23 protein-coding genes and 1 other RNA gene are annotated in these 22,117 nt (G+C 60.4%); 9 read left to right on the forward strand and 15 right to left on the reverse strand.

The features are described 5' to 3' along the window. Window positions 1-169: 169 nt before the first annotated feature. The 5 genes from ppx to ACA047_RS01170 all read right to left on the reverse strand — a co-directional run bounded on the left by ppx (window position 170) and on the right by ACA047_RS01170 (window position 4,718). The gene (ppx, locus tag ACA047_RS01150) at window positions 170-1,672 is read right to left on the reverse strand and encodes an exopolyphosphatase (RefSeq protein WP_497355919.1); all 1,503 of its coding nucleotides are present in this window, start codon (window positions 1,670-1,672) and stop codon (window positions 170-172) included. Window positions 1,673-1,871: 199 nt separating this feature from the next. After that, complete coding sequence (locus tag ACA047_RS01155) at window positions 1,872-2,609, reverse strand: amino acid ABC transporter ATP-binding protein (protein ID WP_497355921.1); 738 nt, start codon at window positions 2,607-2,609, stop codon at window positions 1,872-1,874. Next, entirely contained in the window at window positions 2,596-3,246 is a 651-nt protein-coding gene (locus ACA047_RS01160; RefSeq protein WP_497355923.1) for an amino acid ABC transporter permease, read from the reverse strand. Before ACA047_RS01160 ends, ACA047_RS01155 begins: the two co-directional genes overlap by 14 nt. Next, window positions 3,243-3,911, reverse strand: a complete 669-nt coding sequence (locus ACA047_RS01165) for an amino acid ABC transporter permease (RefSeq protein WP_497355925.1) — start codon at window positions 3,909-3,911, stop codon at window positions 3,243-3,245. The genes ACA047_RS01160 and ACA047_RS01165 overlap by 4 nt, the downstream gene beginning before the upstream one ends. 21 nt (window positions 3,912-3,932) lie before the next feature. Then, the gene (locus tag ACA047_RS01170) at window positions 3,933-4,718 is read right to left on the reverse strand and encodes a transporter substrate-binding domain-containing protein (protein WP_497355927.1); all 786 of its coding nucleotides are present in this window, start codon (window positions 4,716-4,718) and stop codon (window positions 3,933-3,935) included. Between the two features lie 254 nt (window positions 4,719-4,972). On the opposite strand from ACA047_RS01170, the gene ACA047_RS01175 reads away from it, so the two are divergent. The 6 genes from ACA047_RS01175 (at window position 4,973) to ACA047_RS01200 (ending at window position 11,084) form a co-directional block, all read left to right on the forward strand. Then, complete coding sequence (locus ACA047_RS01175) at window positions 4,973-5,680, forward strand: FadR/GntR family transcriptional regulator (protein WP_497355929.1); 708 nt, start codon at window positions 4,973-4,975, stop codon at window positions 5,678-5,680. A gap of 121 nt (window positions 5,681-5,801) precedes the next feature. After that, on the forward strand, window positions 5,802-6,131 hold the full coding sequence (trxA, locus tag ACA047_RS01180) for a thioredoxin TrxA (protein ID WP_497355931.1): 330 nt from the start codon (window positions 5,802-5,804) through the stop codon (window positions 6,129-6,131). A gap of 241 nt (window positions 6,132-6,372) precedes the next feature. Continuing rightward, the gene (gene rho / locus ACA047_RS01185; RefSeq protein ID WP_497355933.1) at window positions 6,373-7,632 is read left to right on the forward strand and encodes a transcription termination factor Rho; all 1,260 of its coding nucleotides are present in this window, start codon (window positions 6,373-6,375) and stop codon (window positions 7,630-7,632) included. A 120-nt stretch (window positions 7,633-7,752) separates the two neighbouring features. Next, window positions 7,753-9,219 carry a 4-hydroxy-3-polyprenylbenzoate decarboxylase gene (ubiD, locus tag ACA047_RS01190; protein WP_497355935.1) on the forward strand — a complete coding sequence of 489 codons (1,467 nt, stop codon included), beginning with the start codon at window positions 7,753-7,755 and terminating at the stop codon, window positions 9,217-9,219. Next, window positions 9,219-10,187 carry a CDP-6-deoxy-delta-3,4-glucoseen reductase gene (locus tag ACA047_RS01195; protein ID WP_497355937.1) on the forward strand — a complete coding sequence of 323 codons (969 nt, stop codon included), beginning with the start codon at window positions 9,219-9,221 and terminating at the stop codon, window positions 10,185-10,187. The genes ubiD and ACA047_RS01195 overlap by 1 nt, the downstream gene beginning before the upstream one ends. 228 nt (window positions 10,188-10,415) lie before the next feature. Then, the gene (locus ACA047_RS01200) at window positions 10,416-11,084 is read left to right on the forward strand and encodes a gamma-glutamylcyclotransferase (RefSeq protein ID WP_497355939.1); all 669 of its coding nucleotides are present in this window, start codon (window positions 10,416-10,418) and stop codon (window positions 11,082-11,084) included. Here ACA047_RS01200 and glpT read toward each other — a convergent pair. Next, window positions 11,060-12,409, reverse strand: a complete 1,350-nt coding sequence (gene glpT, locus ACA047_RS01205) for a glycerol-3-phosphate transporter (RefSeq protein ID WP_497355941.1) — start codon at window positions 12,407-12,409, stop codon at window positions 11,060-11,062. The two genes, ACA047_RS01200 and glpT, sit on opposite strands and share 25 nt — an antisense overlap. Before the next feature lie 232 nt (window positions 12,410-12,641). Next, window positions 12,642-13,619, reverse strand: coding sequence for an NADPH:quinone oxidoreductase family protein (locus ACA047_RS01210; RefSeq protein ID WP_497355943.1), 978 nt, complete (start codon window positions 13,617-13,619; stop codon window positions 12,642-12,644). A 150-nt stretch (window positions 13,620-13,769) separates the two neighbouring features. On the opposite strand from ACA047_RS01210, the gene ACA047_RS01215 reads away from it, so the two are divergent. Beyond that, window positions 13,770-14,186, forward strand: a complete 417-nt coding sequence (locus ACA047_RS01215; protein WP_497355945.1) for a flagellar basal body-associated protein FliL — start codon at window positions 13,770-13,772, stop codon at window positions 14,184-14,186. 69 nt (window positions 14,187-14,255) lie between these two features. On the opposite strand, the gene ACA047_RS01220 is transcribed toward ACA047_RS01215, so the two are convergent. The 4 genes from ACA047_RS01220 to ACA047_RS01235 form a co-directional block, all read right to left on the reverse strand. After that, entirely contained in the window at window positions 14,256-15,374 is a 1,119-nt protein-coding gene (locus tag ACA047_RS01220; RefSeq protein ID WP_497355947.1) for an ABC transporter permease, read from the reverse strand. Then, window positions 15,374-18,100: a ribosome-associated ATPase/putative transporter RbbA gene (rbbA, locus tag ACA047_RS01225; RefSeq protein WP_497355950.1), complete on the reverse strand. Its 2,727-nt coding sequence runs from the start codon at window positions 18,098-18,100 to the stop codon at window positions 15,374-15,376. The genes ACA047_RS01220 and rbbA overlap by 1 nt, the downstream gene beginning before the upstream one ends. Next, a complete protein-coding gene (locus ACA047_RS01230; RefSeq protein WP_497355952.1) occupies window positions 18,097-19,062 on the reverse strand; it encodes an HlyD family secretion protein in 966 nt (321 codons plus the stop codon). Before ACA047_RS01230 ends, rbbA begins: the two co-directional genes overlap by 4 nt. A gap of 81 nt (window positions 19,063-19,143) precedes the next feature. Then, complete coding sequence (locus tag ACA047_RS01235) at window positions 19,144-19,593, reverse strand: EVE domain-containing protein (RefSeq protein WP_497355954.1); 450 nt, start codon at window positions 19,591-19,593, stop codon at window positions 19,144-19,146. 196 nt (window positions 19,594-19,789) lie between these two features. Here ACA047_RS01235 and ACA047_RS01240 point away from each other — a divergent pair, with 196 nt between their 5' ends. After that, the gene (locus tag ACA047_RS01240; protein ID WP_497355956.1) at window positions 19,790-19,936 is read left to right on the forward strand and encodes a hypothetical protein; all 147 of its coding nucleotides are present in this window, start codon (window positions 19,790-19,792) and stop codon (window positions 19,934-19,936) included. A 37-nt stretch (window positions 19,937-19,973) separates the two neighbouring features. On the opposite strand, the gene ACA047_RS01245 is transcribed toward ACA047_RS01240, so the two are convergent. The 4 genes from ACA047_RS01245 to ACA047_RS01260 form a co-directional block, all read right to left on the reverse strand. Further along, on the reverse strand, window positions 19,974-20,579 hold the full coding sequence (locus ACA047_RS01245) for a 5-formyltetrahydrofolate cyclo-ligase (protein ID WP_497355958.1): 606 nt from the start codon (window positions 20,577-20,579) through the stop codon (window positions 19,974-19,976). A 118-nt stretch (window positions 20,580-20,697) separates the two neighbouring features. Further along, window positions 20,698-20,877: non-coding RNA, 6S RNA (ssrS, locus tag ACA047_RS01250), on the reverse strand. Between the two features lie 30 nt (window positions 20,878-20,907). After that, a complete protein-coding gene (locus ACA047_RS01255) occupies window positions 20,908-21,225 on the reverse strand; it encodes a cell division protein ZapA (protein ID WP_039590276.1) in 318 nt (105 codons plus the stop codon). Beyond that, window positions 21,222-21,431, reverse strand: a complete 210-nt coding sequence (locus ACA047_RS01260) for a TIGR02449 family protein (RefSeq protein ID WP_003177365.1) — start codon at window positions 21,429-21,431, stop codon at window positions 21,222-21,224. Before ACA047_RS01260 ends, ACA047_RS01255 begins: the two co-directional genes overlap by 4 nt. 128 nt (window positions 21,432-21,559) lie before the next feature. On the opposite strand from ACA047_RS01260, the gene ACA047_RS01265 reads away from it, so the two are divergent. Further along, window positions 21,560-22,114: a YecA/YgfB family protein gene (locus ACA047_RS01265; protein ID WP_497355961.1), complete on the forward strand. Its 555-nt coding sequence runs from the start codon at window positions 21,560-21,562 to the stop codon at window positions 22,112-22,114. Window positions 22,115-22,117: the final 3 nt, after the last annotated feature.

The following is a 22,117-nucleotide window of genomic DNA, read 5'->3' on the forward strand; positions in this document are numbered from 1 at the left end:
TTTGTGGCGAGGGAGCTTGCTCATGCTGGGCCTGTAGGAGCTGCCGAGTGGAGCGAGGCTGCGATCTTTACCCTGACGCTTGAGTCTCAAGCGAAAGATCAAAAGATCGCAGCCTTCGCCAGCTCCTACAGCGCAACACAGCGGGATCGCAGCCAACCCCTGCAAGCAATCAATGGATGTTCAGCACAATCCCGACCCGGATGAGCCAGTCGGCTTCCTGGGCGAAGTCGGCCTGGGTCAGTTGGTTTTCTTCCAGCCAACCCTCGGGAAACAGCACATCCAACTGATCGCCATAGGCGTGCAGGGCGACCTGGGGCATTTCCTGGGTGCCGCGGATGTGGTGGAACAGAATCGCAAAGCGCAGCAGCACGCACAGGCGAATCAGCTTGGTGCCTTCATCGCCGAACTCGGCAAATTTATCCTTGGGAATATTGCGTCGGTGCCCACGCACCAATAGCGCAAGCATTTGTTGGTCTTCCCGGGAGAAGCCCGCCAGGTCCGAGTGCTCGATCAGGTAGGCGCCGTGTTTGTGGTAGTGGTAGTGGGCGATGTCCAGGCCCACTTCATGCACCTTGGCCGCCCAGCCCAGCAACTCGCGCCAGACGCCGTCGTTCAGGTCCCAGTCGTTGGCCACCTGGTCGAAGGCATGCAGCGCCTTGCGCTCGACGCGCGCGGCTTGCTCCTGATCAACGTGATAACGCTCCATGAGCGAGCCCAGGGTGCGCTCACGGACGTCTTCGTGGTGATGACGCCCCAGCAGGTCATAGAGCACGCCTTCGCGCAGGGCGCCCTCACAGTGGTCCATGCGCTTCAGTTCGAGGGCATCGAAAATCGCCTCCAGAATCGCCAGGCCCGCCGGGAAAATCGCCCGGCGGTCGGGCTTGATGCCTTCGAAATCGAGTTTGTCCGCATCGCCCAGCTTGAACACCCTGCGCTTGAGCCAGGCCAGGCCCTCGGCGTTGACCTCGCCGGTGCCATGGCCGCCGGCCTTGAGTGCCAGGCCAATGGCGCGAATGGTGCCCGAGGAGCCGATGGCTTCATCCCAGGTCAGGCGGTGCAGGGCGTGTTCGATGCTCATGATTTCCAGGCGCGCCGCCGTATAGGCCTGGGCGTAGCGGGCCGGGGTGATCTTGCCGTCGCGGAAATAGCGCTGGGTGAAGCTGACGCAGCCCATCTGCAGGCTTTCACGCAGCAGCGGCTCGAAGCGCTGGCCAATGATGAATTCGGTACTGCCACCCCCGATGTCCGCCACCAGGCGCTTGCCCGGGGTGTCGGCCAGGGTGTGGGAGACGCCGAGGTAAATGAGGCGGGCTTCTTCACGGCCGGAGATGACTTCCACCGGATGGCCGAGGATCTCTTCGGCACGGCGGATGAATTCACCGCGGTTGCGCGCTTCGCGCAGGGCGTTGGTGCCCACGATCCTCACCGCGCCCAGGGGCATGCCGTTGATCAGTTGGGCAAACCGCTTGAGGCAATCGAGCCCGCGCTGGATGGATTCTTCGCTCAGTTGACGGTCTTCGTCGATACCGGCGGCCAGCTGGACCTTTTCGCCGAGCCGCTCAAGAATGCGGATTTCCCCGTTCTGGGCTTTGGCAACGACCATGTGGAAGCTGTTGGAGCCCAGGTCGATGGCGGCGATCAGGGAAAGATTCTTGGCTTGGGATGGCGGCATGGTCAAAAAGTCTCGGTCGATAACCTCGACATCCTGCCACGATCAACCGCTCACGCCAACGCAAAGGCGACCGCTTTGCGGACAATCGCGAGCAGGCTCGCTCCCACAGGTTCTCGGTTGCCGCGATTTTTCAGGCGAGGCAGGACGAGTGTGGGAGCGAGCCTGCTCGCGATGGCGTCAGAGCCGGTACCGCAGAACCTCAGGCCGCAGGTTCAACCGTCCCGATAAAATTCGCCAGCTCCGGCGTCTTCGGATTGGCAAACAACACCTTGGGATCGCCCACTTCATGCACCTTGCCCTGGTGCATGAACACCAGTTTGTCCCCCACTTCCCGGGCGAAACGCATTTCATGGGTGACCATGATCAGGGTCATGCCTTCCTTGGCCAGTTGCCGCACCACGCTGAGCACCTCATTGACCAGCTCCGGGTCCAGGGCTGAGGTAATTTCGTCACACAGCAGCACTTTCGGCGACATCGCCAGGGCCCGGGCGATCGCTACCCTTTGTTGCTGGCCACCGGACAAGCGGTCCGGGAAGGCGTCGAATTTTTCGCCGAGCCCGACCCGCTCCAGCATCTGCCGAGCCAGTTCAGCGGCTTTGGCCTTGGGCACTTTCTGTACAACTTGCGGGGCGAGCATTACGTTCTCGCCAGCGGTCAGGTGTGGAAACAGGTTGAACTGCTGGAACACCATCCCGACTTTCTGCCGCAGGCTGCGCAGGTCGGCGCGAGCGGCGTCGAGGTATTCGCCGTCGACTTCGATCACACCGTCGTTGATCGATTCCAGACCATTGAGGGTGCGCAACAAGGTGGACTTGCCCGAACCACTGCGGCCGATGATCGCCACCACCTGGCCTTCCTCGACGGTCAGGTCGATGCCTTTGAGCACGTGGTGATCGCCGTAGTATTTATGCAGGGCGGAAATTCTAAGCAGAGGCATGCAGTCTCCTTTCCAGGTAGCGCGCACTGAGGGACAAGGGGTAGCAGAGCAGGAAATAACCGAGGGCCACCAGGCCATACACCATGAACGGTTCGAACGTGGCGTTGGCGAGCATGCCGCCGGTCTTGGTCAGCTCGGTAAAACCAATGATTGAGGTCACCGCGGTGCCTTTGACCACTTGCACCGAAAAACCCACGGTTGGCGCCACGGCGATGCGCAGGGCCTGGGGCAGAATCACATAGCGCAGTTGTTCCAGCGGATTGAGGGCCAGGCTCGAGGAGGCTTCCCACTGGCCGTTGGGGATCGCCTCGACGCAACCGCGCCAGATCTCCGCCAGGTAGGCGCTGGTAAACAGCGTCAAGGCAATCGCCGCCGCCATCCACGGGGAGATTTCCACCCCGGCCAGTGCTACGCCGAAGAACACCAGAAACAGCTGCATCAACAACGGCGTGCCCTGGAACAGCTCAATGTAGGTGCGAGCAACGTTGCGGGGCAGGGCGCCTTTGGAGATGCGCAGCACCATGACCAGCAAACCGATCACGCCGCCACCGATAAACGCCACCAGCGACAAGGCCAGGGTCCATTGCAGGCCCGTGAGCAGGTTGCGCACCACGTCCCAGAAAGTGAAATCGCTCATTGGCTGCTCCTGGCGATATACCGACGACCCACCCAGTTCAAAAACTGGCGGATCAACAGCGCCATGCACAAGTAGATCAGCGTGGTCAGCGCATAGGTTTCAAAGGCGCGGAAGTTGCGCGACTGAATGAAGTTGGCGGCGAAGCTCAACTCTTCGGTGGCGATCTGCGAGCAGACCGCCGAACCGAGCATCACGATGATGATCTGGCTGCTCAGGGCCGGCCAGACCTTGCCCAGCGCCGGCAACAGCACCACGTAGCGGAAGGCTTCGAAGCGGCTCATCGCCAGGGCCGCGGCGGCTTCCAGTTGCCCTCGTGGAATGGCCTGGATGCCGGCGCGGATAATTTCGGTGGAGTAGGCGCCGAGGTTGATCACCATCGCCAGGATCGCCGCCTGCCATTCGGAAATCTGCAGGCCCAGGGACGGCAAACCAAAGAAGATGAAAAACAGCTGCACCAGGAACGGCGTGTTGCGGATCAGCTCCACGTACACGCCGAAGATCGCCGCGAACGGACGAATGTTCCACGCCCGCACCACGGCCCCGACGATGCCCAGGCTGACCCCGAGCAGCGCGCCGATGGCTGTCAGTTCCAGGGTAAACAGCGCGCCGCGCAACAGCAGCTCGGTGTTTTGCACCACCGGCATAAAATCGAACTGATAAGCCATGCTCAGCCTCTCAAGCGACGGTCAGAGGTCGGCCGGCAACGGTTGCTTGAGCCAGGTCTGGGAATTTTTTTCCAGGCTGCCATCGGTCTTGGCGGTGGCCAGGATCTGGTTAACCTTGTCCAGCAGCGCCGGCTCGTTCTTGTTCACGCCGACGTACACCGGCGAGTCCTTGAGTTTCACTTTCAACGCCGGGACGCGCTTGGGGTTGCGTTCGCTGATGGCGACCATCACCACGTTACCGCTGGCGATCAGGTCCACCTGGCCGGCCAGGTAGGCGGCGATGGTCGAGTTGTTGTCTTCGAAGCGCTTGATGGTGGTGCCTTCGGGAGCGACCTTGGTCAGTTCGATGTCTTCGATGGCGCCACGGGTGACGCTGATGGTCTTGCCCTTGAGGTCGTCCAGGCTATTGATTGCCGCCTCGGGCGGGCCGAACACGGCGAGGTAGAACGGCGCGTAGGCACTGGAGAAGTCGATGACTTTTTCACGCTCCGGGTTCTTGCCCAGGCTGGAGATCACCAGGTCGACCTTGCCGGTGGTCAGGAATGGAATGCGGTTGGTGCTGTTGACCGGCGTCAGTTCAAGTTTGACCTTGAGCTGGTCGGCCAGCAGTTTCGCGGTGTCGATGTCCAGGCCGCGGGGTTTCATATCCGGACCTACCGAACCGAACGGCGGGAAGTCCTGGGGCACTGCAACCTTGAGGGTGCCCCGCTTGACCACGTCTTCCAGGCCATCGGCGTGGGCGGGTAGCTGAATGAGCATCAGGCTGGCAAACAGGGCAGTGAGCAGGGCGCTGCAACGCTGAATCATGGCGAATCTCCGCAATCGGTGATGTGATTTCTGCGTTCGGACAGAGCACAGGCCATGCCAAACCCACTTTTCATCGGCCAAAGCCACGGATTTACTGGTCAGGGGCGGTCTTACTGGTCTGAACAGTTGCGCTGCGTTTCGCACCTTTATCGGGCGTCGGTATTTGCCGCCGAACCCTACTGGGGCACGACTTGCCGGGCGCGGTGAATAGCTTTACAACTACCCGCTCTTTGGTCCGGTTTGTCTGAAAAACCATGAATTCCATCTCTCGTGCCGTTCCCGAATTGGCGCTGCAAGCCATCCGCAAACTGATCGCCGATGAAGGCTTCGGTCCTGGGGATGCGCTGCCCTCGCAACGGGATCTGGCGTTGCAACTGGGTGTTAGCCGGGCGTCCCTGCGTGAAGCGCTTTCGTCGTTGAGCGCCCTGGGGATGATCAGCGTGCAGCCGGGCAAAGGGGTGTTCGTCCAATCGTCGGTGCAGGTTTCACGCAGCGAGTCGCCGCCAGGCTGGCCGTTCGCGGCCCAGGCCTCGCCGGTGGATATCTTCCAGTTGCGTTATGCCCTGGAAGGCTTCGCGGCCGGGTTGGCGGCGGTGACGCTGAGCGCCGATGAACTCGATACCCTGGAAGACAACGTCGAGGCGATGCGCCGGGAATTGAAGGTTGGGGATTTCGACGCTGCGGCGCGGCTGGATTTCGAATTTCATCGGCGAATCCTGCTGGCCAGCGGCAACCAGGCGATGCTGAGCATTCTCACCGCCAGCGCGGATATCTTTCTGGAAAGCCAGAAACTACCGTTCATCAGAGCGGAGCGGGCGATGGAAACGTGGCAGGAACACCGTAAAATCCTTCGCGCCTTGGCCCGTCGCGCTTCAGGCGCTGCTCAAAAAGCCATGCAGGAACATGTACGTAACGCTGCGTTGCGTACCGGAATTTCCTTCGTAGCCCCTGCTGCCCCGTGACTTGAGCTATACCCAAATACATCTGGCACCATAGCGAGACTCAATCAACTCAAGCTTCCTGAACCTGGGAAGGGCAGCTATGATGGGCCACGTTTTTTTGCTGACAACCCCGGAGATTTCAATGAGCAGCGATCTGATCAAACACGTTAGCGACGATAGCTTCGAGGCTGACGTACTCAAGGCCGAAGGCGCGGTACTGGTCGACTATTGGGCTGAGTGGTGCGGTCCCTGCAAAATGATCGCCCCGGTTCTGGACGAAATTGCCGAGACTTACAAAGGCAAGCTGACCGTTGCCAAGCTGAACATCGACGAGAATCAGGAAACTCCGGCCAAGCACGGCGTGCGTGGTATCCCGACCCTGATGCTGTTCAAGAACGGCAACGTCGAAGCCACCAAGGTTGGCGCGCTGTCGAAATCGCAGCTGGCCGCTTTCCTCGACGCTAACATCTAAGCGCCGAATGCCATTGAAAAAGCCCCGCAAATCGCGGGGCTTTTTCGTTATTCGGGGCTAGACGCTCGCAAACTCAGGTGTTACATTCGGCCCCGCACTGGTTTCTCCATTGCCCCCTGCAAGCCGTCGCCGACGCACTCCTTTCGAATAAGTACGCGATCCTGTCGCCTTCTCTGCGGCGCGGCCTCATTAAGCCAAAAGCTTAATTTCCCCCCTCCATAAATGATTACGTCATTCCTATATGAATCTGACTGAACTCAAGCAAAAGCCGATTACCGAACTGCTCGAATTGGCCGAACAGATGGGCATAGAAAATATGGCCCGTTCGCGCAAGCAGGACGTGATTTTCTCCCTGCTCAAAAAGCACGCGAAAAGCGGCGAGGAAATCTCCGGTGATGGCGTGCTGGAGATTCTCCAGGACGGCTTCGGCTTCCTCCGCTCCGCAGACGCTTCTTATCTTGCCGGCCCAGACGATATCTACGTCTCGCCGAGCCAGATCCGTCGCTTCAACTTGCGCACCGGTGACACCATCGTTGGCAAGATCCGTCCTCCGAAGGAAGGCGAGCGTTACTTCGCGCTGCTCAAGGTCGACACCATCAACTTCGACCGTCCGGAAAACGCGAAGAACAAGATTCTCTTCGAGAACCTGACCCCGCTGTTCCCGACCGTGCGCATGAAGATGGAAGCCGGCAACGGTTCCACCGAAGACCTCACCGGTCGTGTCATCGACCTGTGCGCACCCATCGGCAAAGGCCAGCGCGGTCTGATCGTGGCGCCGCCGAAAGCGGGCAAGACGATCATGCTGCAGAACATCGCGGCCAACATCGCCCGTAACAACCCTGAAGTTCATCTGATCGTGCTGCTGATCGATGAGCGTCCGGAAGAAGTGACCGAGATGCAGCGCACCGTGCGCGGCGAAGTGGTTGCCTCGACGTTCGACGAGCCGCCGACCCGCCACGTGCAGGTTGCCGAAATGGTGATCGAGAAGGCCAAGCGCCTGGTCGAACACAAGAAAGACGTGGTGATCCTGCTGGACTCCATCACCCGTCTGGCCCGTGCCTACAACACCGTGATCCCGAGCTCCGGCAAGGTGCTGACCGGTGGTGTCGATGCCCACGCCCTGGAGAAACCGAAACGTTTCTTCGGCGCCGCGCGCAACATCGAAGAAGGTGGCTCGCTGACCATCATCGCCACCGCGCTGGTTGAAACCGGCTCGAAGATGGACGAAGTGATCTACGAAGAATTCAAAGGCACGGGCAACATGGAACTGCCTCTGGATCGCAAGATCGCCGAAAAGCGCGTCTTCCCGGCCATCAACATCAACCGTTCCGGCACCCGCCGCGAAGAGTTGCTGACTGCCGAGGACGAGCTGCAGCGCATGTGGATCCTGCGCAAGCTGCTGCATCCTATGGATGAAGTTGCTGCCATCGAGTTCCTGGTCGACAAGCTGAAACAGACCAAGACCAACGATGAGTTCTTCCTGTCGATGAAACGCAAGTAAATCGAGCGGGCGAGCAAGAGCCGGGGAAACCCGGCTTTTTGCTATCTGTGCATTCACTATTTTGAGCGGGCAGCGTTAAACTCGGGCCCCCGAACGCCACGGCCACCATGAGGCTTTTGCATGCAGTATCGCGACTTGCGCGACTTTATCAGCGGTCTGGAACAGCGCGGCGAACTCAAGCGCATCCAGGTGCCGGTGTCCCCAGTGCTGGAAATGACCGAGGTCTGCGACCGTACCCTGCGAGCCAAGGGGCCGGCGTTGTTATTCGAAAACCCGACAGGTTATGACATTCCGGTGCTGGGCAACCTGTTCGGCACGCCGGAGCGCGTGGCCTTGGGCATGGGCGCCGAAGCTGTCAGCGAACTGCGCGAGATCGGCAAGCTGCTGGCGTTCCTCAAGGAGCCCGAGCCGCCGAAAGGTTTGAAGGACGCGTGGTCCAAGCTGCCGATTTTCCGCAAGGTCATTTCCATGGCGCCGAAAGTCGTCAAGGACGCGATCTGCCAGGAAGTGGTGATCGAGGGTGACGATGTCGACCTGGCAATGCTTCCGGTGCAGACCTGCTGGCCGGGCGATGTCGGGCCGCTGATCACCTGGGGCCTGACCGTCACCAAAGGGCCGAACAAGGACCGCCAGAACCTCGGTATCTATCGCCAGCAGGTGATTGGCCGCAACAAGGTCATCATGCGCTGGCTGAGCCACCGTGGGGGTGCGCTGGACTACCGCGAGTGGTGTGAAAAACACCCCGGCCAGCCATTCCCGGTGTCCGTGGCCCTGGGCGCGGATCCGGCGACCATCCTCGGTGCCGTCACGCCGGTGCCTGACAGCCTCTCCGAATATGCTTTCGCCGGCCTGTTGCGTGGCAACCGCACCGAGCTGGTGAAATGCCGCGGCAACGACCTGCAAGTGCCGGCCACCGCCGAAATCATCCTCGAAGGCGTGATCCACCCCGGCGAAATGGCCGACGAAGGCCCGTACGGCGACCACACCGGCTACTACAACGAAGTCGACAGCTTCCCGGTGTTCACCGTCGAGCGCATCACCCATCGGATCAAACCGATTTACCACAGCACCTACACCGGCCGGCCGCCCGACGAGCCGGCCATTCTCGGTGTGGCGCTGAACGAAGTGTTCGTGCCGATCCTGCAGAAGCAATTTCCGGAAATCACCGACTTCTACCTGCCGCCGGAAGGCTGTTCGTACCGGATGGCCATCGTGACCATGAAGAAGTCGTATCCGGGGCATGCCAAGCGGGTGATGCTCGGAGTCTGGTCGTTTTTGCGACAGTTCATGTACACCAAGTTCGTTATCGTCACTGATGACGATATCAACGCACGGGACTGGAACGACGTGGTCTGGGCCATCACCACGCGCATGGACCCCAAGCGCGACACAGTGATGATCGAGAATACGCCGATCGACTACCTCGATTTTGCCTCGCCGGTGTCTGGCCTGGGGTCGAAGATGGGGCTCGATGCCACGCATAAATGGCCCGGTGAAACCACGCGTGAGTGGGGCCGGGTTATCGTCAAGGATGAAGCCGTTACCCAACGGATCGATGCCATCTGGAATCAATTAGGAATAGATTGATGCGTGTAACCTTGCAGCCTTCCGGCGCGGTGCTGGAGATACGGCCCGCCGAGCGGATTCTCGATGGCGCGCGGCGCCTGGGCTACGAATGCCCGCAAAGCTGCCGCAACGGCAACTGCCACGTCTGTGGTGCGTTGTTGGTGGAAGGCCGCGTGGAACAGGCCGGCGAGGTGCGCGATCACGGTGAGATTTTCACCTGCATCGCCGAACCTCTGGAGGACTGCGTGGTGTTATGGGATGGCGTGCTGTCGCCGGGTGAGTTGCCGGTACGCACTCTGGCGTGCCAGGTCGCCGAGTGCGCCGATGTCGGCGGCGATGTCTGGCGGGTGCGCCTGCGTGCCCCGGCGGGCAAGCCGCCGCGCTATCACGCCGGGCAGTACTTGATGATCGAACGGGAGAATGGCGAAAAATCGGCGTTCTCCCTGGCCTCGGCGCCGCATTCGGGGCGCGATCTGCAATTGCATGTATTAGTGCGCGAAAGCAGTGCACAGGCGCTGCTGGAGCAACTGCGGCGCAACCCCAGCGTGCGCATCGAAATGCCCTTCGGCGACACCCACTTGTCTGAGCTGCCGGACGGTCCGCTGGTGCTAATCGCCGCCGGAACCGGCATGGCGCAGATGCACAGCCTGATCGAGCATTGCCGTGCAGCGGGGTTCAAGCACCCGGTACATCTGTATTGGGGTGTGCGGCGTCCGGAAGATTTCTATGAAATCGAGCATTGGGACGAGTGGAAAAAGCTGCCAAATCTGTTCCTGCACAAAGTCGTCAGCGACTTGTGTGGCTGGGAAGGGCGCTGCGGGATGCTCCACGAAGCCGTGTGCGAGGACATCAGCGATCTCTCGCACGTGCATGTCTACGCCAGCGGCTCGCCGGCCATGATCTACGCCACGCTCGATGCGTTGGTAGAAGCCGGCATGGACGCCCACCAAATGCGCGCCGACGTGTTTGCGTATGCGCCGCGCGCTTGAATAACGAATGATCCCAAGTCTTGGCTCATGTGCTTTTGGTGGCGAGGGAGCAAGCTCCCTCGCCACGGGTAGATATAACTTCATATATTCTGTTTCGATATTTAGTCTTCGGGCTAGATACCGATAACGTATATATGACGCTTATGGCATTCAACTTGCCTTAAATCCAGTAAGTGCCAGCGTTATGACGACGCCTTCCTATCCGCGAGGAGCCAAACGCTAACGGCCATGACCGCTATCGAATCCGCCATTACCTGCGCGCCGTACCCGCCACGACTCGATCTGGGGCCGCAGTTGACCCGCGAGCAATTGCTCGCCTCGATGCAATTGACCATGAGCCTTCACCAGGGCGGGCCGGTTTGGCTGTTCGCTTACGGGTCGTTGATCTGGCGGCCGGAGTGCACGGCGGTGGAGCGGATGCGCGGCCGGGTCCATGGTTATCATCGCGGTTTGTATTTGTGGTCTCACGAACATCGCGGCACTCCGGAATTGCCGGGGTTGGTGTTCGGTCTGGATCGCGGCGGTTCGTGCAGCGGTTTCGCTTACCGATTGCCGCAAGAGAACCTCGAGGATTCGCTGTTTGCCTTGTGGCAGCGCGAGATGCCGTTCCCGTCCTATCGCCCCCACTGGCTCAGTTGCCGTCTCGAAGATGGCAGCCGGGTGCAGGCCTTGGGCTTTGTACTGGAGCGACACCTGCCCAGCTATGCCGGCAACTTGCCGGATCATGTGCTGAGCCAGGTGTTCGAAAGCGCCTGCGGGCGTTATGGCACCACTCGCGATTATGTCGAGCAAACCATCCACGCCCTGCGCAGCCACGCCATGCCAGACCGGAACCTGGAGGCGCGGCTCAAGCGCTGTAAATCAGCGCTGGATCAGGCCACCGCTTCGCGGCTCTGACTGGCGACTTGCTTGTGCCACAGGGTTGGCGCGAGAAAGGCCATCGCCAGCAGGCAGGCAGCAACCAGCAGGACAAAGCCACCGTCCCAGCCAAAATGGTCCACGGTGTAGCCCATTGCGGCACTGGCCGCGACCGAGCCGCCCAGGTAGCCGAATAGGCCAGTGAAACCCGCTGCGGTGCCGGCGGCCTTCTTAGGCGCCAGTTCCAGCGCCTGCAAACCGATCAGCATGACTGGGCCGTAGATCAGAAAACCGATGGAAACCAGGGCGATCATGTCGACGGTGGGGTTGCCGGCCGGGTTGAGCCAGTACACCAGCGTTGCCACGGTCACCAGGGCCATGAACACCATGCCCGTCAGGCCACGGTTGCCACGGAAGATTTTGTCCGACATCCAGCCGCACAGCAGCGTACCGGGAATGCCTGCCCACTCGTAGAAGAAATACGCCCAGGAGCTTTTATCCACCGTGAAGCCCTTGGCTTCCTTGAGGTAGGTCGGCGCCCAGTCCAGCACGCCGTAGCGCAGCAGGTAAACGAAAACGTTGGCCATGGCGATGTACCAGAGCATTTTGTTGCGCAGCACGTATTTGACGAAGATTTCCTTGGCGCTGAATTCGTTCTCGTGGCTGGCGTCGTAGCCTTGCGGGTAATCGTTCTTGTATTTCTCGATCGGCGGCAGGCCCACCGATTGCGGGGTGTCGCGCATGGTCACGAAGGCAAACACCGCCACCAGCAGCGCCACGGCGGCAGGCACATAAAAAGCTGCGTACCAGTCATTGAACCAGCCCATCCCCAGCAGGAACAGCGGGCCAATCAGGCCACCGCCGACGTTATGCGCCACGTTCCAGACCGACACCACGCCGCCGCGTTCTTTCTGTGACCACCAGTGCACCATGGTCCGGCCACTGGGCGGCCAGCCCATGCCCTGGGCCCAGCCATTGATGAACAGCAGGATGAACATCATGGTCACGCTGGACGTCGCCCAAGGCGCGAAACCGAAAACGAACATCACCCCCGCCGACACCAGCAAACCGAATGGCAGGAAATAGCGCGGGTTGGAGCGGTCGGACACCAGGCCCATCAAAAACTTCGAAAGCCCGTAGGCGATGGCGATCGCCGACATGGCCAAGCCCAACTGACCTCGGGTGTAGCCTTCGTCGATCAGGTACGGCATGGCCAGGGAGAAGTTCTTGCGCAGCAGGTAATAGCCGGCGTAGCCAATGAAGATGCCGGCGAAGATCTGCCAGCGAAGGCGTCGGTAGGTGCTGTCTATTGTTTCTTCAGGCAGGGATGCCTGATGTGCGGCAGGACGAAAGAAAGCAAACATTCAAGTGCTCCAGATTCTTGTTATGACTGCGGATGCGAATGTTACAGTTTCGTTACCGAAAATAGCATGGCTTAATTGGGGGTAAATAGCGGAAATGTTGCTTGATGAATGTTCTTAAACGAACATGTCGTTCAGACATAAGCTGATGGCGTTTTAGGAATTGTCGCTGCAGGCATTGTCATGCGCTGACCGTCGCGGTCCGGAGCGTCAGGCGCCCGGACCGTAGTCGCATTCAGCGCACCTGCACAACCACCTTGCCCACCGCCTTGCGCTGCCCCAGGTCATTGATCGCCTGGGCAGCGTTGCTCAGTGGATACACCTGCGAGACCAGTGGCTTGAGCTTGCCTTCGGCGAACCAGCCGAACAGTTGCTGGAAGTTGGCGGCGTTGTCCTGGGGCTGGCGCTGGGCGAAGGAGCCCCAGAACACACCGACCACGGCAGCACCCTTGAGCAGGGCCAGGTTCACCGGCAGTTCGGGGATGCGTCCACTGGCAAAGCCCACCACCAATAGCCGGCCATTCCATGCGATGGCGCGGATGGCCTGGTCGAACAGGTCGCCGCCCACCGGGTCGTAGATCACATCGGCGCCCTGGCCGTCGGTGAGGCGCTTGATTTCGTCCTTGAGGCTGGTTTCGCTGTAGTTGATCAGTTCGTCGGCGCCGGCCGCCTTGGCCACGGCGAGTTTTTCCGCGCTGCTGGCGGCGGCGATCACCCGGGCGCCCATGGCCTTGCCGATTTCCACCGCCGCCAGGCCGACGCCGCCGGATGCGCCGAGCACCAGCAGGGTTTCGCCCGGTTGCAGGTTGGCCCGCTGCTTGAGGGCGTGCATCGAGGTGCCGTAGGTCATGCTGAAGGCGGCTGCGGTGTTGAAGTCCATGGAAGCAGGGATCGGCAACACGTTGTAGCCGGGCACTGCCACCTGTTCGGCAAAGCTGCCCCAGCCAGTCAGTGCCATGACCCGGTCACCGACCTTCAGGTGGCTGACCTTTTCACCCACTGCACTGACCACGCCAGCGGCTTCGCCACCGGGGGAAAACGGGAAGGGCGGCTTGAATTGATATTTGCCCTGGATGATCAGCGTGTCAGGGAAATTCACCCCGGCGGCATGCACGTCCAGCAGCACTTCGTTCTTTTTCGCGACAGGGCTGGCGACGTCTTCCAGCACCAGCGATTCGGCGGGACCGAATTCTTTGCACAGCACGGCTTTCATCAGGGCTATTCCTTTGGGAGTGATGGCCGATAAGTGTAGGTGTGAGAGTCAACGGGTCAACGAGCATGCCCCGCCCTGATAGCCGGCCATAAGCTTGTGCTTGAACGGCGGGGCGGTATGCTGGGCCGCAAATCGGATGAGGAGTCAATTGTGAAAGCGCGGATCATGTTGATGCTGGCCCTGTCGTTGCCTGTGGCGGTGATGGCTGAAGAGGCCAAGGAAGCGAAAGAAGGCGAGGCGCCGAAGGTCAGTTACATCACCCTTAGCCCGCCTTTTGTCGGCAATTACGGGCTCGATGGCTCGCCGAAGCTAAGGGTCTACAAAGCCGACGTGGCCTTGCGCGTCACGGGCGATGCCGCCGTTGCGGCGGTGAAGGCTAACGAGCCGCTGATTCGCAACCAATTGGTGGCGTTGTTCGCACAGCAGACCGTCGAGTCTATGAATAACGTCGAAGCCAAGGAAAAGCTGCGCCAGGAAGCATTGAAGCAAACCCAGCAAGTGATGAACGACGAGACGGGTAAGCCGATGGTGGATGATCTGTTGTTCAACAATTTGATCATTCAATAAGTCGAATAGATCGTAGTTTTCGGCAGCCCCATGAACCTATAGGTGCTGCCGAAGGCTGCGATTTTTCATTCAGGAGGCCAGGGTTTTTCGGAACCGTCCCAGGGCGATTGCAAAGAACAAAAGTCCTATCGCCGCCAGCGCCAGAAGATCTGGCCATACCACGTCAACCCCTGCATCACGGAACAGAATCGCCGAGCTAAGACTGACGAAGTGGGTCGAAGGCGAGCCTTGCATCACCCATTGCAACCATTGCGGCATGCTGTCCAGCGGCGTGCTGCCGCCTGATAACAGCAACATGGGGATGATCACTGGGATCGACAGCAAACCGAATTGCGGTGTCGAACGGGCCAGGGTGGCGAGAAAGATGCCCAATGCGGTGCTGGCAAACAGATAGAGCGCGGTCACCAGCAGGAAAAGCACCATGGAGCCGGCAAGCGGCACTCCCAGCGCGGCCTTGACGACGATTTCCAGGGACGCCCAAGTGCACAGCACCACCACCAGCATGTTGCTCCAGATTTTTGCCAGCATGATTTCCAGCGCCGTCAATGGCAGTACCAACAAGTGATCAAGGGTGCCGTGCTCGCGTTCGCGTAGCAGTGCGGTGCCCGTCAGGATGATGGCCAGGATCGTGATGTTATTGACGATCTGGATCACCGCCAGAAACCACCCGCCCTCAAGGTTGGTATTGAACAGCGAACGGGTAGTCAGCTGTACGGGCGTTTGTTCGCCAGCTTGTGCCTGGCCGCTGTAGGCCATCAGTTCCTGTTGGAAAATTCGCCCGATATAGCCGGCGCCCATGAACGCCTGGCTCATGGCGGTGGCATCGACGTTGAGTTGCAGCGACGGTTCGCGTCCGGCGAGCAGGTCGGCCTGGAAGTTGGCGGGCACATTAATCACAAACGTATAGCGGCCTCTGTCCATGGCGTTGTCCAGTTCGGTATAGGGCAGCGTCACCGGGTTCTGAAACTCCGGCGGTCGCAGGGCCTGGGCCAACTGGCGTGAGAGGTGGCTATGATCTTCATCCACCAGCGCGACGCTGGCGTTGTGGACACCGATCACCGAACCGGCGGCCGGCATGTAGATCGCCACGGTGAACGCGTAGGCCAAAAACAGCAGCAAAACGGAGTCGTATCGCAGGCTGGTAAGTTCCTTGAGGCCAAGGCGCCAGATGTGTGAAAGGGTGTGCATCAGGCCTCCTGTTTTTTCAGCATGACCAGGCTGAGGCCGGTGAACCCCAGGAAAAATCCGAACAACGCCAGGCATTGCGGCCATAGCTGACGCAAATCCAAGGCCTTGGTGAAGGTGCCGACCGCGATGTCCAGAAAGTGCCCGGCAGGAAACAACTGCCCCATCACTGACGCTGCGCCTTCCAGGGACGAGCGCGGCACGATCAGCCCCGAGAACTGGATAGTCGGTAGGCTGGTGATGATCATCGTGCCGAGGATCGCCGCGATCTGGGTACGGGTGAACGCTGAGATCAACAACCCCATGCTGGTGGTCGCCAACACATAAAGCAGGCCACCCAGCGCCAGTGTGAGGCCGCTGCCTTTGAATGGGACGCCGAACAGCCAGCGGTTCATTGCTGTCAGCAGGGCCAGATTAATCAGGCTGATCGCCAGGTAGGGCGCTTGTTTACCCAGCAAGAATTCGAGGCGGGTCAGGGGGGTGGCGTAGAAGTTGGTGATTGAACCCAGTTCCTTCTCCCGTACGATACCCAGCGCCGTCAACATGGCTGGAATGAACGCCAGGATCAATGCCATCACCCCTGGGCCGATGGCATTGACGCTGACCACGTCCTGGTTGTAGCGGAACCGCGTCTCCAGATTCGCGCCGGGCTGCCCGGCTGGTGCGGGGCTGCTCTGTTCGACCAGTTGCGTAAGGTTGGCCTCATGCACGGCCTGGACGTAGTTGCGACTGGTTTCGGCGCGAAACGGCATGCCACCGTCCAACCAGGCGCCTACCGTTGGCTGGCGACCTGCGTAAAGGTCACGACCGAAACCGGGTGGTATTTCCAGGGCCAGTTTGATTTCCGAACGCTGCAAACGTCGATGCAGCTCCGTTGCGTCGCGGATGATCGGCTGCTCCTCGAAATAGCGGGAGCTGCGGAACGCTTCCAGATAAGCGCGACTTTGCGGGCTTTGATCCTGGTCATACACGGCGAAGGCAAGGTTCTCCACGTCGAGGGAGATACCGAAGCCGAAGACCACCATCATGAACAACGCCCCCAGTAAGGCAAAGGCCATCCGCACTTTGTCTCGCAGCAGCTCCTTGCCTTCTCTGCTGGCGACGGCCAACAGTCGGCCGAGGCTGAGGCCGTGCCGGTCCTGCGGGGCGTCACTGCTGTCGAGGGTCACGGGGGAGGCGTCCTGCGTCGCCTCACCCTGGGCTTGTTCCAGGCACGTGACAAACGCCGCTTCCAGGGTCTGGCCATTGAACTGCTTCTGCAAGGCGGCCGGTGTGTCGCAGGCCAGAACCTTGCCAGCATGCATCAGCGAAATACGATCGCAGCGCTGGGCCTCGTTCATGAAATGAGTGGAAAGAAAAATCGTCACACCCTGCTCACGAGACAATTCGATCAACAGCCGCCAAAAATCATCCCGCGCTGCCGGGTCAACGCCCGAGGTCGGCTCATCGAGGATCAATACTTCCGGGCGATGCAGCACCGCCACTGCCAGGGACAAGCGCTGACGCAGACCCAGGGGCAGCGCGCCGGAAGGCTGGTCTGCCAGCTCCTGAAGATTGAAGCGCTGGATCAACTCATCGATGCGCTGGCGGCTCTGGGCTGTGGGCAGGTCGAATAATTTCGCGTGCAAGGCCAGGTTCTGGCGCACGCTTAATTCACCGTACAGTGAAAAGCTCTGAGACATGAAGCCCACCCGTTTACGGGTGGCCAGGTCCTTGGCATTGACCGGGTTGCCCAGCAGTCGAGCGCTGCCTTCGCTGGCGGGTATCAGCCCGGTCAGCACTTTCATGGTGGTGGTCTTGCCACAACCGTTGGAGCCCAGGAAACCAAAGATCTCACCGCGACCAATGGCGAAGCTGACCTTGTCTACGGCGGTGAAATCACCGAAGCGCAGGGTGAGGTCGTGGGCTTCGATGGCGATGTCGACGGCGCCGTCGGTTCTGGGGGGGATCGTCAGCGGCTCGGCGTTGTGGCCGCTGTTGCCCTGAAAATGGGTGAAGGCCGAATCGAGTTTGCCGTCGGGCGTGACGCCAGCCAGCTCGGCACTTAGCCCTTTGGCAATCAAACGACCGCCGTCGAGCATCAGGCAGTGCTCGAATTGTTCGGCCTCTTCCATATAGGCCGTGGCGACCAGCAGGGTCAGTTGCGGCCGTTGTCGGCGCACGTCCTCCACCAGTTCCCAAAAGCGTCGGCGCGACAGCGGGTCCACGCCAGTGGTGGGTTCGTCGAGAATCAGCAAGTCCGGTTCGTGGATCAGCGCGCAACATAAGCCGAGTTTTTGTTTCATGCCGCCGGACAGCTTGCCCGCCGGGCGGTCGGCAAAACGCTGTAGATCGGTCGCCAGCAGCAGCGTGCCCATGCGTTGTTCACATTTTGCCCGCGATAGCCCGAACAGCGTGGCGAAAAACCGAATGTTTTCGCGTATCGACAAGTCAGGATAGAGGTTGCCCCCCAACCCTTGAGGCATGAACGCAATGCGTCGATAGAGGGTCTTTCGATGGTGCCGGTCCGCGATCGATGCGCCCAGCACGTCCAGTTGGCCGTGCTGGAGTTTTTTCACGCCGGCAATCAGGCTCAGCAGGCTCGATTTGCCCGCACCGTCTGGGCCGATCAGGCCGCAGCGGGTGCCGGCGGGCAGACTGAAAGTGATATCGCTCAAGGCCATGTGCTGGCCGTAGTAGTGTTCGAGGCCTGAAGCGTGCAGTGCCGGTTCGGTGAGGGGGACGCTCATTGCAAGTTGGCCGGCCAGTCGATGGGGCCGGTGCGCACGTAACCTGCGCCGGGCATGCCGGGCTTGGCCTGGGGAACTTCGCCGGGCCGGGTCAGGCGTACCTTGACGCGGAACACCAATTTCTGGCGTTCGTCACGGGTTTCGACTTCTTTGGGGGTGAACTGGGATTTGGCCGCGACGAAGCTGATCTTTGCTGGCAGCGGTCGCTCGGGCAGGGCGTCAAGCAGCAGGCGTGCTTCGTCGCCTACCGCCAGTTTCCCGGCCACGGACGCCGACAGGTAAAGGTTCATGTATTGGTCGTTTGGATCAATCATCAAGAGTACCCGTCCACCGGCCCCCAGCACCTCGCCCGGCTCGGCCAGGCGCAACTGGATCACCCCGTCGATCGGTGCCCGCAAACTGCTGTCATCGATTTCGCTTGTCAGTTGGGCCACCTGGGCCTGGGTCGCACCGATGGCAGCCGCTGCCGCCGATACCTGGGCTCGGGCAGCGTTAACCGCAGCGGTGGCGGTGTCGAAGTGGGCTTGTTGCTGATCGATGACTTGGCCGCTGGCAAATCCGCGCTTGGACAGCTCCTGGTTCCGTTTGAGTTCCTGATGGGCGAGCAACTGTTCGCTTTGGCGCAGTTGTACGGTGGCCTGGGCGGCGGTGAGGTTTTCCCGGGCGCGCACCACCTCGGCTTCGGCCTGGTTGCGCTGGGCCTCCAGGGTGCGGGTGTCCATGCGCGCCAGCAGTTGGCCTTTGGTTACGTTGTCGCCTTCATTGACATGAACTTCGGCCAGGCGTCCTGGCGTCTTGCTGGCGATCTGGACTTCAGTGGCCTCAAGACGGCCATTGCCCATGCTCAGGCCTTCTGGCAGGCGATCATGCCGTGATTTCCAGTAGCCGAAACCGCCAGCGGCTAGCAGCACGGTCATCAAGGCGAGGGCAAAAAAACGCGAAATACGATGGTTCGTCGACATGTCCGGCATCCTGCGGCTGTAGCACAAGAGTCTGCTGGATCTGCGGTCGGTCCGGCTTGATGTTCATCAACTCATGGGCGATCAGCACAGGGCAATCACCACCGCCCACTGCTCGTCCGTCACCGGCATCACCGACAGTCGCGAGCCTTTTTGCACCAGCGGCATTTCAGCCAGGGCGGTCTGTTGCTTGAGGTAGTCGAGCTTAAGCACGCGGGGAAAGGTTTCGGCATGGGCCACGTCGATCGCGGTCCAGGGGTTTTTATCCGGGCTGGCCTTTGGGTCGAAGTAATGGCTGTCGGGCTCCAGCGCCGTCGGATCAGGGTATGCCGCCCGGATAATCCGCCCGATTCCGGCGATGCCCGGCTCTGGGCAGCTAGAGTGATAGAAGAAGAACACGTCGCCAACCGCCATGGCTCGCAAAAAATTACGCGCCTGGTAGTTGCGAACCCCGTCCCAGCGCGCCTGGCCAAGCTTTTCCAGGCCCTGGATGGACAATTCGTCGGGCTCGGATTTCATCAGCCAATAGGCCATGACTTCTACTCCTGGGCGGTGATGGAGAAAAATAGTTCAGCGATTTTATGACAAACCGACAGTCGGTTGACGCCAGAGTTTGCGTGTCGAAGCAGGTTGCCGCAAAATGCCGGCCTTCCAAGCTTGACGCTGCTGCACGGCCAAAAAGAAAACCGCTGCTGTCATCGTGTGTGATATGCCTTGAGGGGGGCAATCGATGAAACGCAAACCGGATTTGTTGTGGATCTTGGTCATTCTGTTTGGCCTCGGTGTCGTGACCACGGGTTACGCTCAGAGCTTGTGGGCCAACAAGACTGATGCACCGGTGGAAATCACCCAGCCCACGTCAACGCTTAAACGCTGAGCCTGCCTTCCAGACGTCGCTCAATTGCTGCGGCGTCTTACCCCGCGATATACCAATGCCTGTCGCTGACTGTTCCCTGCAGCGGCACGTCCCAGCTTGCCTGCGCCAATCGTTCGACCTTCTGACATTCATGGGCCAGCCCCAGCAGCGTCGGCTTGCGCCACTGCTTGCGTCGCGCCAGATACGCCAGGCTTCGGTCATAGAAGCCGCCCCCCATGCCCAGTCGACCGCCCACATCGTCAAACCCCACCAGGGGCAATAGCACCAAGTCCAGTGTCCAGACCTTGCGTTGCCGGGCGATGTTGATTCGCGGTTCGAGGATACGAAACCGGTTGGGTCGCAGTTTTTCGCCGGGGCGGATGCGTTGAAAAACCATCTTGGTCTGCGGCCACGGGCTGAGCACCGGCAGATAAGTGGCCTTGCCCCGACGCTGGGCGGCGCGCAGCAGCAGGCGCGGGTCGATCTCGCCATCGTTGGGCAGGTACAGAGCGATATGTTTTGCGCGACGAAACAGCGGATGCTGGGCCAGCTGCCTGTACAGCCCACGGGCGGCTTGCCGTTGCTGGGCGGGTGTCAGGGCGCGACGGGCCTGGCGCAGCAGGCGTCGAAGTTGCGGGCGGGGCAGCAACGCAGGTTCGGTCATATCGATGCTTCATGGAGTCGGCGACGGCAGCACAGCGTAACCGCAAAACAGGGCGCTCAGAAATGCCTGCGCCAGAAACAACAATGCCAGTGCGCATGGACTGGCATTGTTTGAAATCAGGCTCCCCGGATGAACCGCTGTCGGCTTAGCCCTTGAACCCGAAAGTTCAAGGTGGAAGTTGCAGGGGGCGTTAAGGCTTTCCGTCAAGCGGACATGCACACCGGCCCCAACGTGCAACTCCCGTGGTTGTGCGTATCGGCTCAGGGACATCACCAACTGGCAAGCACCCCAGGGAGTGACGCAAGTATACCCCAGGCAGCCTCGCGAATCAGCCCTTGCTGACATCCGGATCGGTGGCCAGCACCAGATCCACCCGATCAAGCAGGTCGCGAACCTGCTCACGGGTCGAGCCGCTGACCTGCACGTCCGGCGTATCCTGGCGATGCAGCAGATCGTGGGTAATGTTCAAGGCGGCCATCACGGCGATGCGGTCGGCACCGATGACTTTGCCGCTGCTGCGGATTTCGCGCATCTTGCCGTCCAGGTAACGGGCGGCGCTCACCAGGTTGCTACGCTCTTCCTGGGGGCAGATGATCGAATATTCTTTATCGAGGATCTGCACGGTAACGCTATTGCTTGAACTCATGAGTCTTGCTCCAGGGCCTTGAGGCGCGAAATCATCGATTCGACCTTACGCCGGGCGATTTCGTTTTTTTCAATGAGGTGCGCGCGTTCCTCGCGCCAGGTCTTTTCCTGAGCTAATAGGAGTCCGTTTTGGCTCTTAAGTTGCTCGACCCGGTCAATTAGCAGTTCGAGTCTGGCCATCAGCGCTTGCAGGTCGGTGTCTTCCATTGTGTCCACTGAAGATGGTTCTGATGGGGAATGTGCGTCGCAAAGCCTCTGATAGTCTTGGCGAGTCTGTCGATGTAGGATACAAGGCCTCCATTCTAGACATAGCGCCGTCTGGCGCCTAGCTGCCCATGCCCATTCAGAATTCCCCGTATCAAGCTTTCGCCACCCTGCTGAGCACCAGCGGTCATCCCGTCTCGCCTGCCGAACTGCATGGCCTGCTACTCGGCCGCAGTTGCGCCGGTGCCGGTTTCGATGCCGACGGCTGGTTGGCCGACGCCGCCGAGCTGCTGGAAGGCGAGCCGGCGGACAATGTTCGCAACGCCCTTATTGGCCTGCAGGAAATGGTCAAGGGCGAGTTGACCAGCGACGACATGACCGTCGTTTTGCTGTTGCCCACTGACGACGTACCGTTGGCCGACCGCGCCGCTGCGCTGGGCCAGTGGTGCCAGGGCTTCCTCGCGGGCTTCGGCCTGACTCGCCGCGAATACGCGCTGGGCGACGAGGCAAAAGAAGTGTTGCAAGACCTGGCGGCGATCTCTCAGGTCCAGGATGCCCTGGAAGAATCCGATGACGGCGAAAGCGACTACATGGAAGTGATGGAATACCTGCGGGTCGCGCCATTGCTGCTGTTCACCGAGACCAAGAAAACCGCTGAACCGGCCGCCAAACCGTCCTTGCACTGATTG

This window comes from Pseudomonas sp. LBUM1664 (genome assembly GCF_059695895.1).

Coding starts and splice junctions, on each gene's coding strand:
- ACA047_RS01245 (WP_497355958.1), bottom strand. CDS start 20,579: ATGACCGAACCTGCGTTGCTGCCCCGCCCGCAACTTCGACGCCTGCTG.
- ACA047_RS01195 (WP_497355937.1), top strand. CDS start 9,219: ATGCGTGTAACCTTGCAGCCTTCCGGCGCGGTGCTGGAGATACGGCCC.
- ppx (WP_497355919.1), bottom strand. CDS start 1,672: ATGCCGCCATCCCAAGCCAAGAATCTTTCCCTGATCGCCGCCATCGAC.
- ubiD (WP_497355935.1), top strand. CDS start 7,753: ATGCAGTATCGCGACTTGCGCGACTTTATCAGCGGTCTGGAACAGCGC.
- ACA047_RS01255 (WP_039590276.1), bottom strand. CDS start 21,225: ATGAGTTCAAGCAATAGCGTTACCGTGCAGATCCTCGATAAAGAATAT.
- rho (WP_497355933.1), top strand. CDS start 6,373: ATGAATCTGACTGAACTCAAGCAAAAGCCGATTACCGAACTGCTCGAA.
- ACA047_RS01210 (WP_497355943.1), bottom strand. CDS start 13,619: ATGAAAGCCGTGCTGTGCAAAGAATTCGGTCCCGCCGAATCGCTGGTG.
- ACA047_RS01170 (WP_497355927.1), bottom strand. CDS start 4,718: ATGATTCAGCGTTGCAGCGCCCTGCTCACTGCCCTGTTTGCCAGCCTG.
- ACA047_RS01155 (WP_497355921.1), bottom strand. CDS start 2,609: ATGCCTCTGCTTAGAATTTCCGCCCTGCATAAATACTACGGCGATCAC.
- ACA047_RS01165 (WP_497355925.1), bottom strand. CDS start 3,911: ATGGCTTATCAGTTCGATTTTATGCCGGTGGTGCAAAACACCGAGCTG.
- glpT (WP_497355941.1), bottom strand. CDS start 12,409: ATGTTTGCTTTCTTTCGTCCTGCCGCACATCAGGCATCCCTGCCTGAA.
- ACA047_RS01175 (WP_497355929.1), top strand. CDS start 4,973: ATGAATTCCATCTCTCGTGCCGTTCCCGAATTGGCGCTGCAAGCCATC.
- rbbA (WP_497355950.1), bottom strand. CDS start 18,100: ATGAGCGTCCCCCTCACCGAACCGGCACTGCACGCTTCAGGCCTCGAA.
- ACA047_RS01265 (WP_497355961.1), top strand. CDS start 21,560: ATGCCCATTCAGAATTCCCCGTATCAAGCTTTCGCCACCCTGCTGAGC.
- ACA047_RS01200 (WP_497355939.1), top strand. CDS start 10,416: ATGACCGCTATCGAATCCGCCATTACCTGCGCGCCGTACCCGCCACGA.
- ACA047_RS01240 (WP_497355956.1), top strand. CDS start 19,790: ATGAAACGCAAACCGGATTTGTTGTGGATCTTGGTCATTCTGTTTGGC.
- ACA047_RS01230 (WP_497355952.1), bottom strand. CDS start 19,062: ATGTCGACGAACCATCGTATTTCGCGTTTTTTTGCCCTCGCCTTGATG.
- trxA (WP_497355931.1), top strand. CDS start 5,802: ATGAGCAGCGATCTGATCAAACACGTTAGCGACGATAGCTTCGAGGCT.
- ACA047_RS01160 (WP_497355923.1), bottom strand. CDS start 3,246: ATGAGCGATTTCACTTTCTGGGACGTGGTGCGCAACCTGCTCACGGGC.
- ACA047_RS01235 (WP_497355954.1), bottom strand. CDS start 19,593: ATGGCCTATTGGCTGATGAAATCCGAGCCCGACGAATTGTCCATCCAG.
- ACA047_RS01220 (WP_497355947.1), bottom strand. CDS start 15,374: ATGCACACCCTTTCACACATCTGGCGCCTTGGCCTCAAGGAACTTACC.
- ACA047_RS01260 (WP_003177365.1), bottom strand. CDS start 21,431: ATGGAAGACACCGACCTGCAAGCGCTGATGGCCAGACTCGAACTGCTA.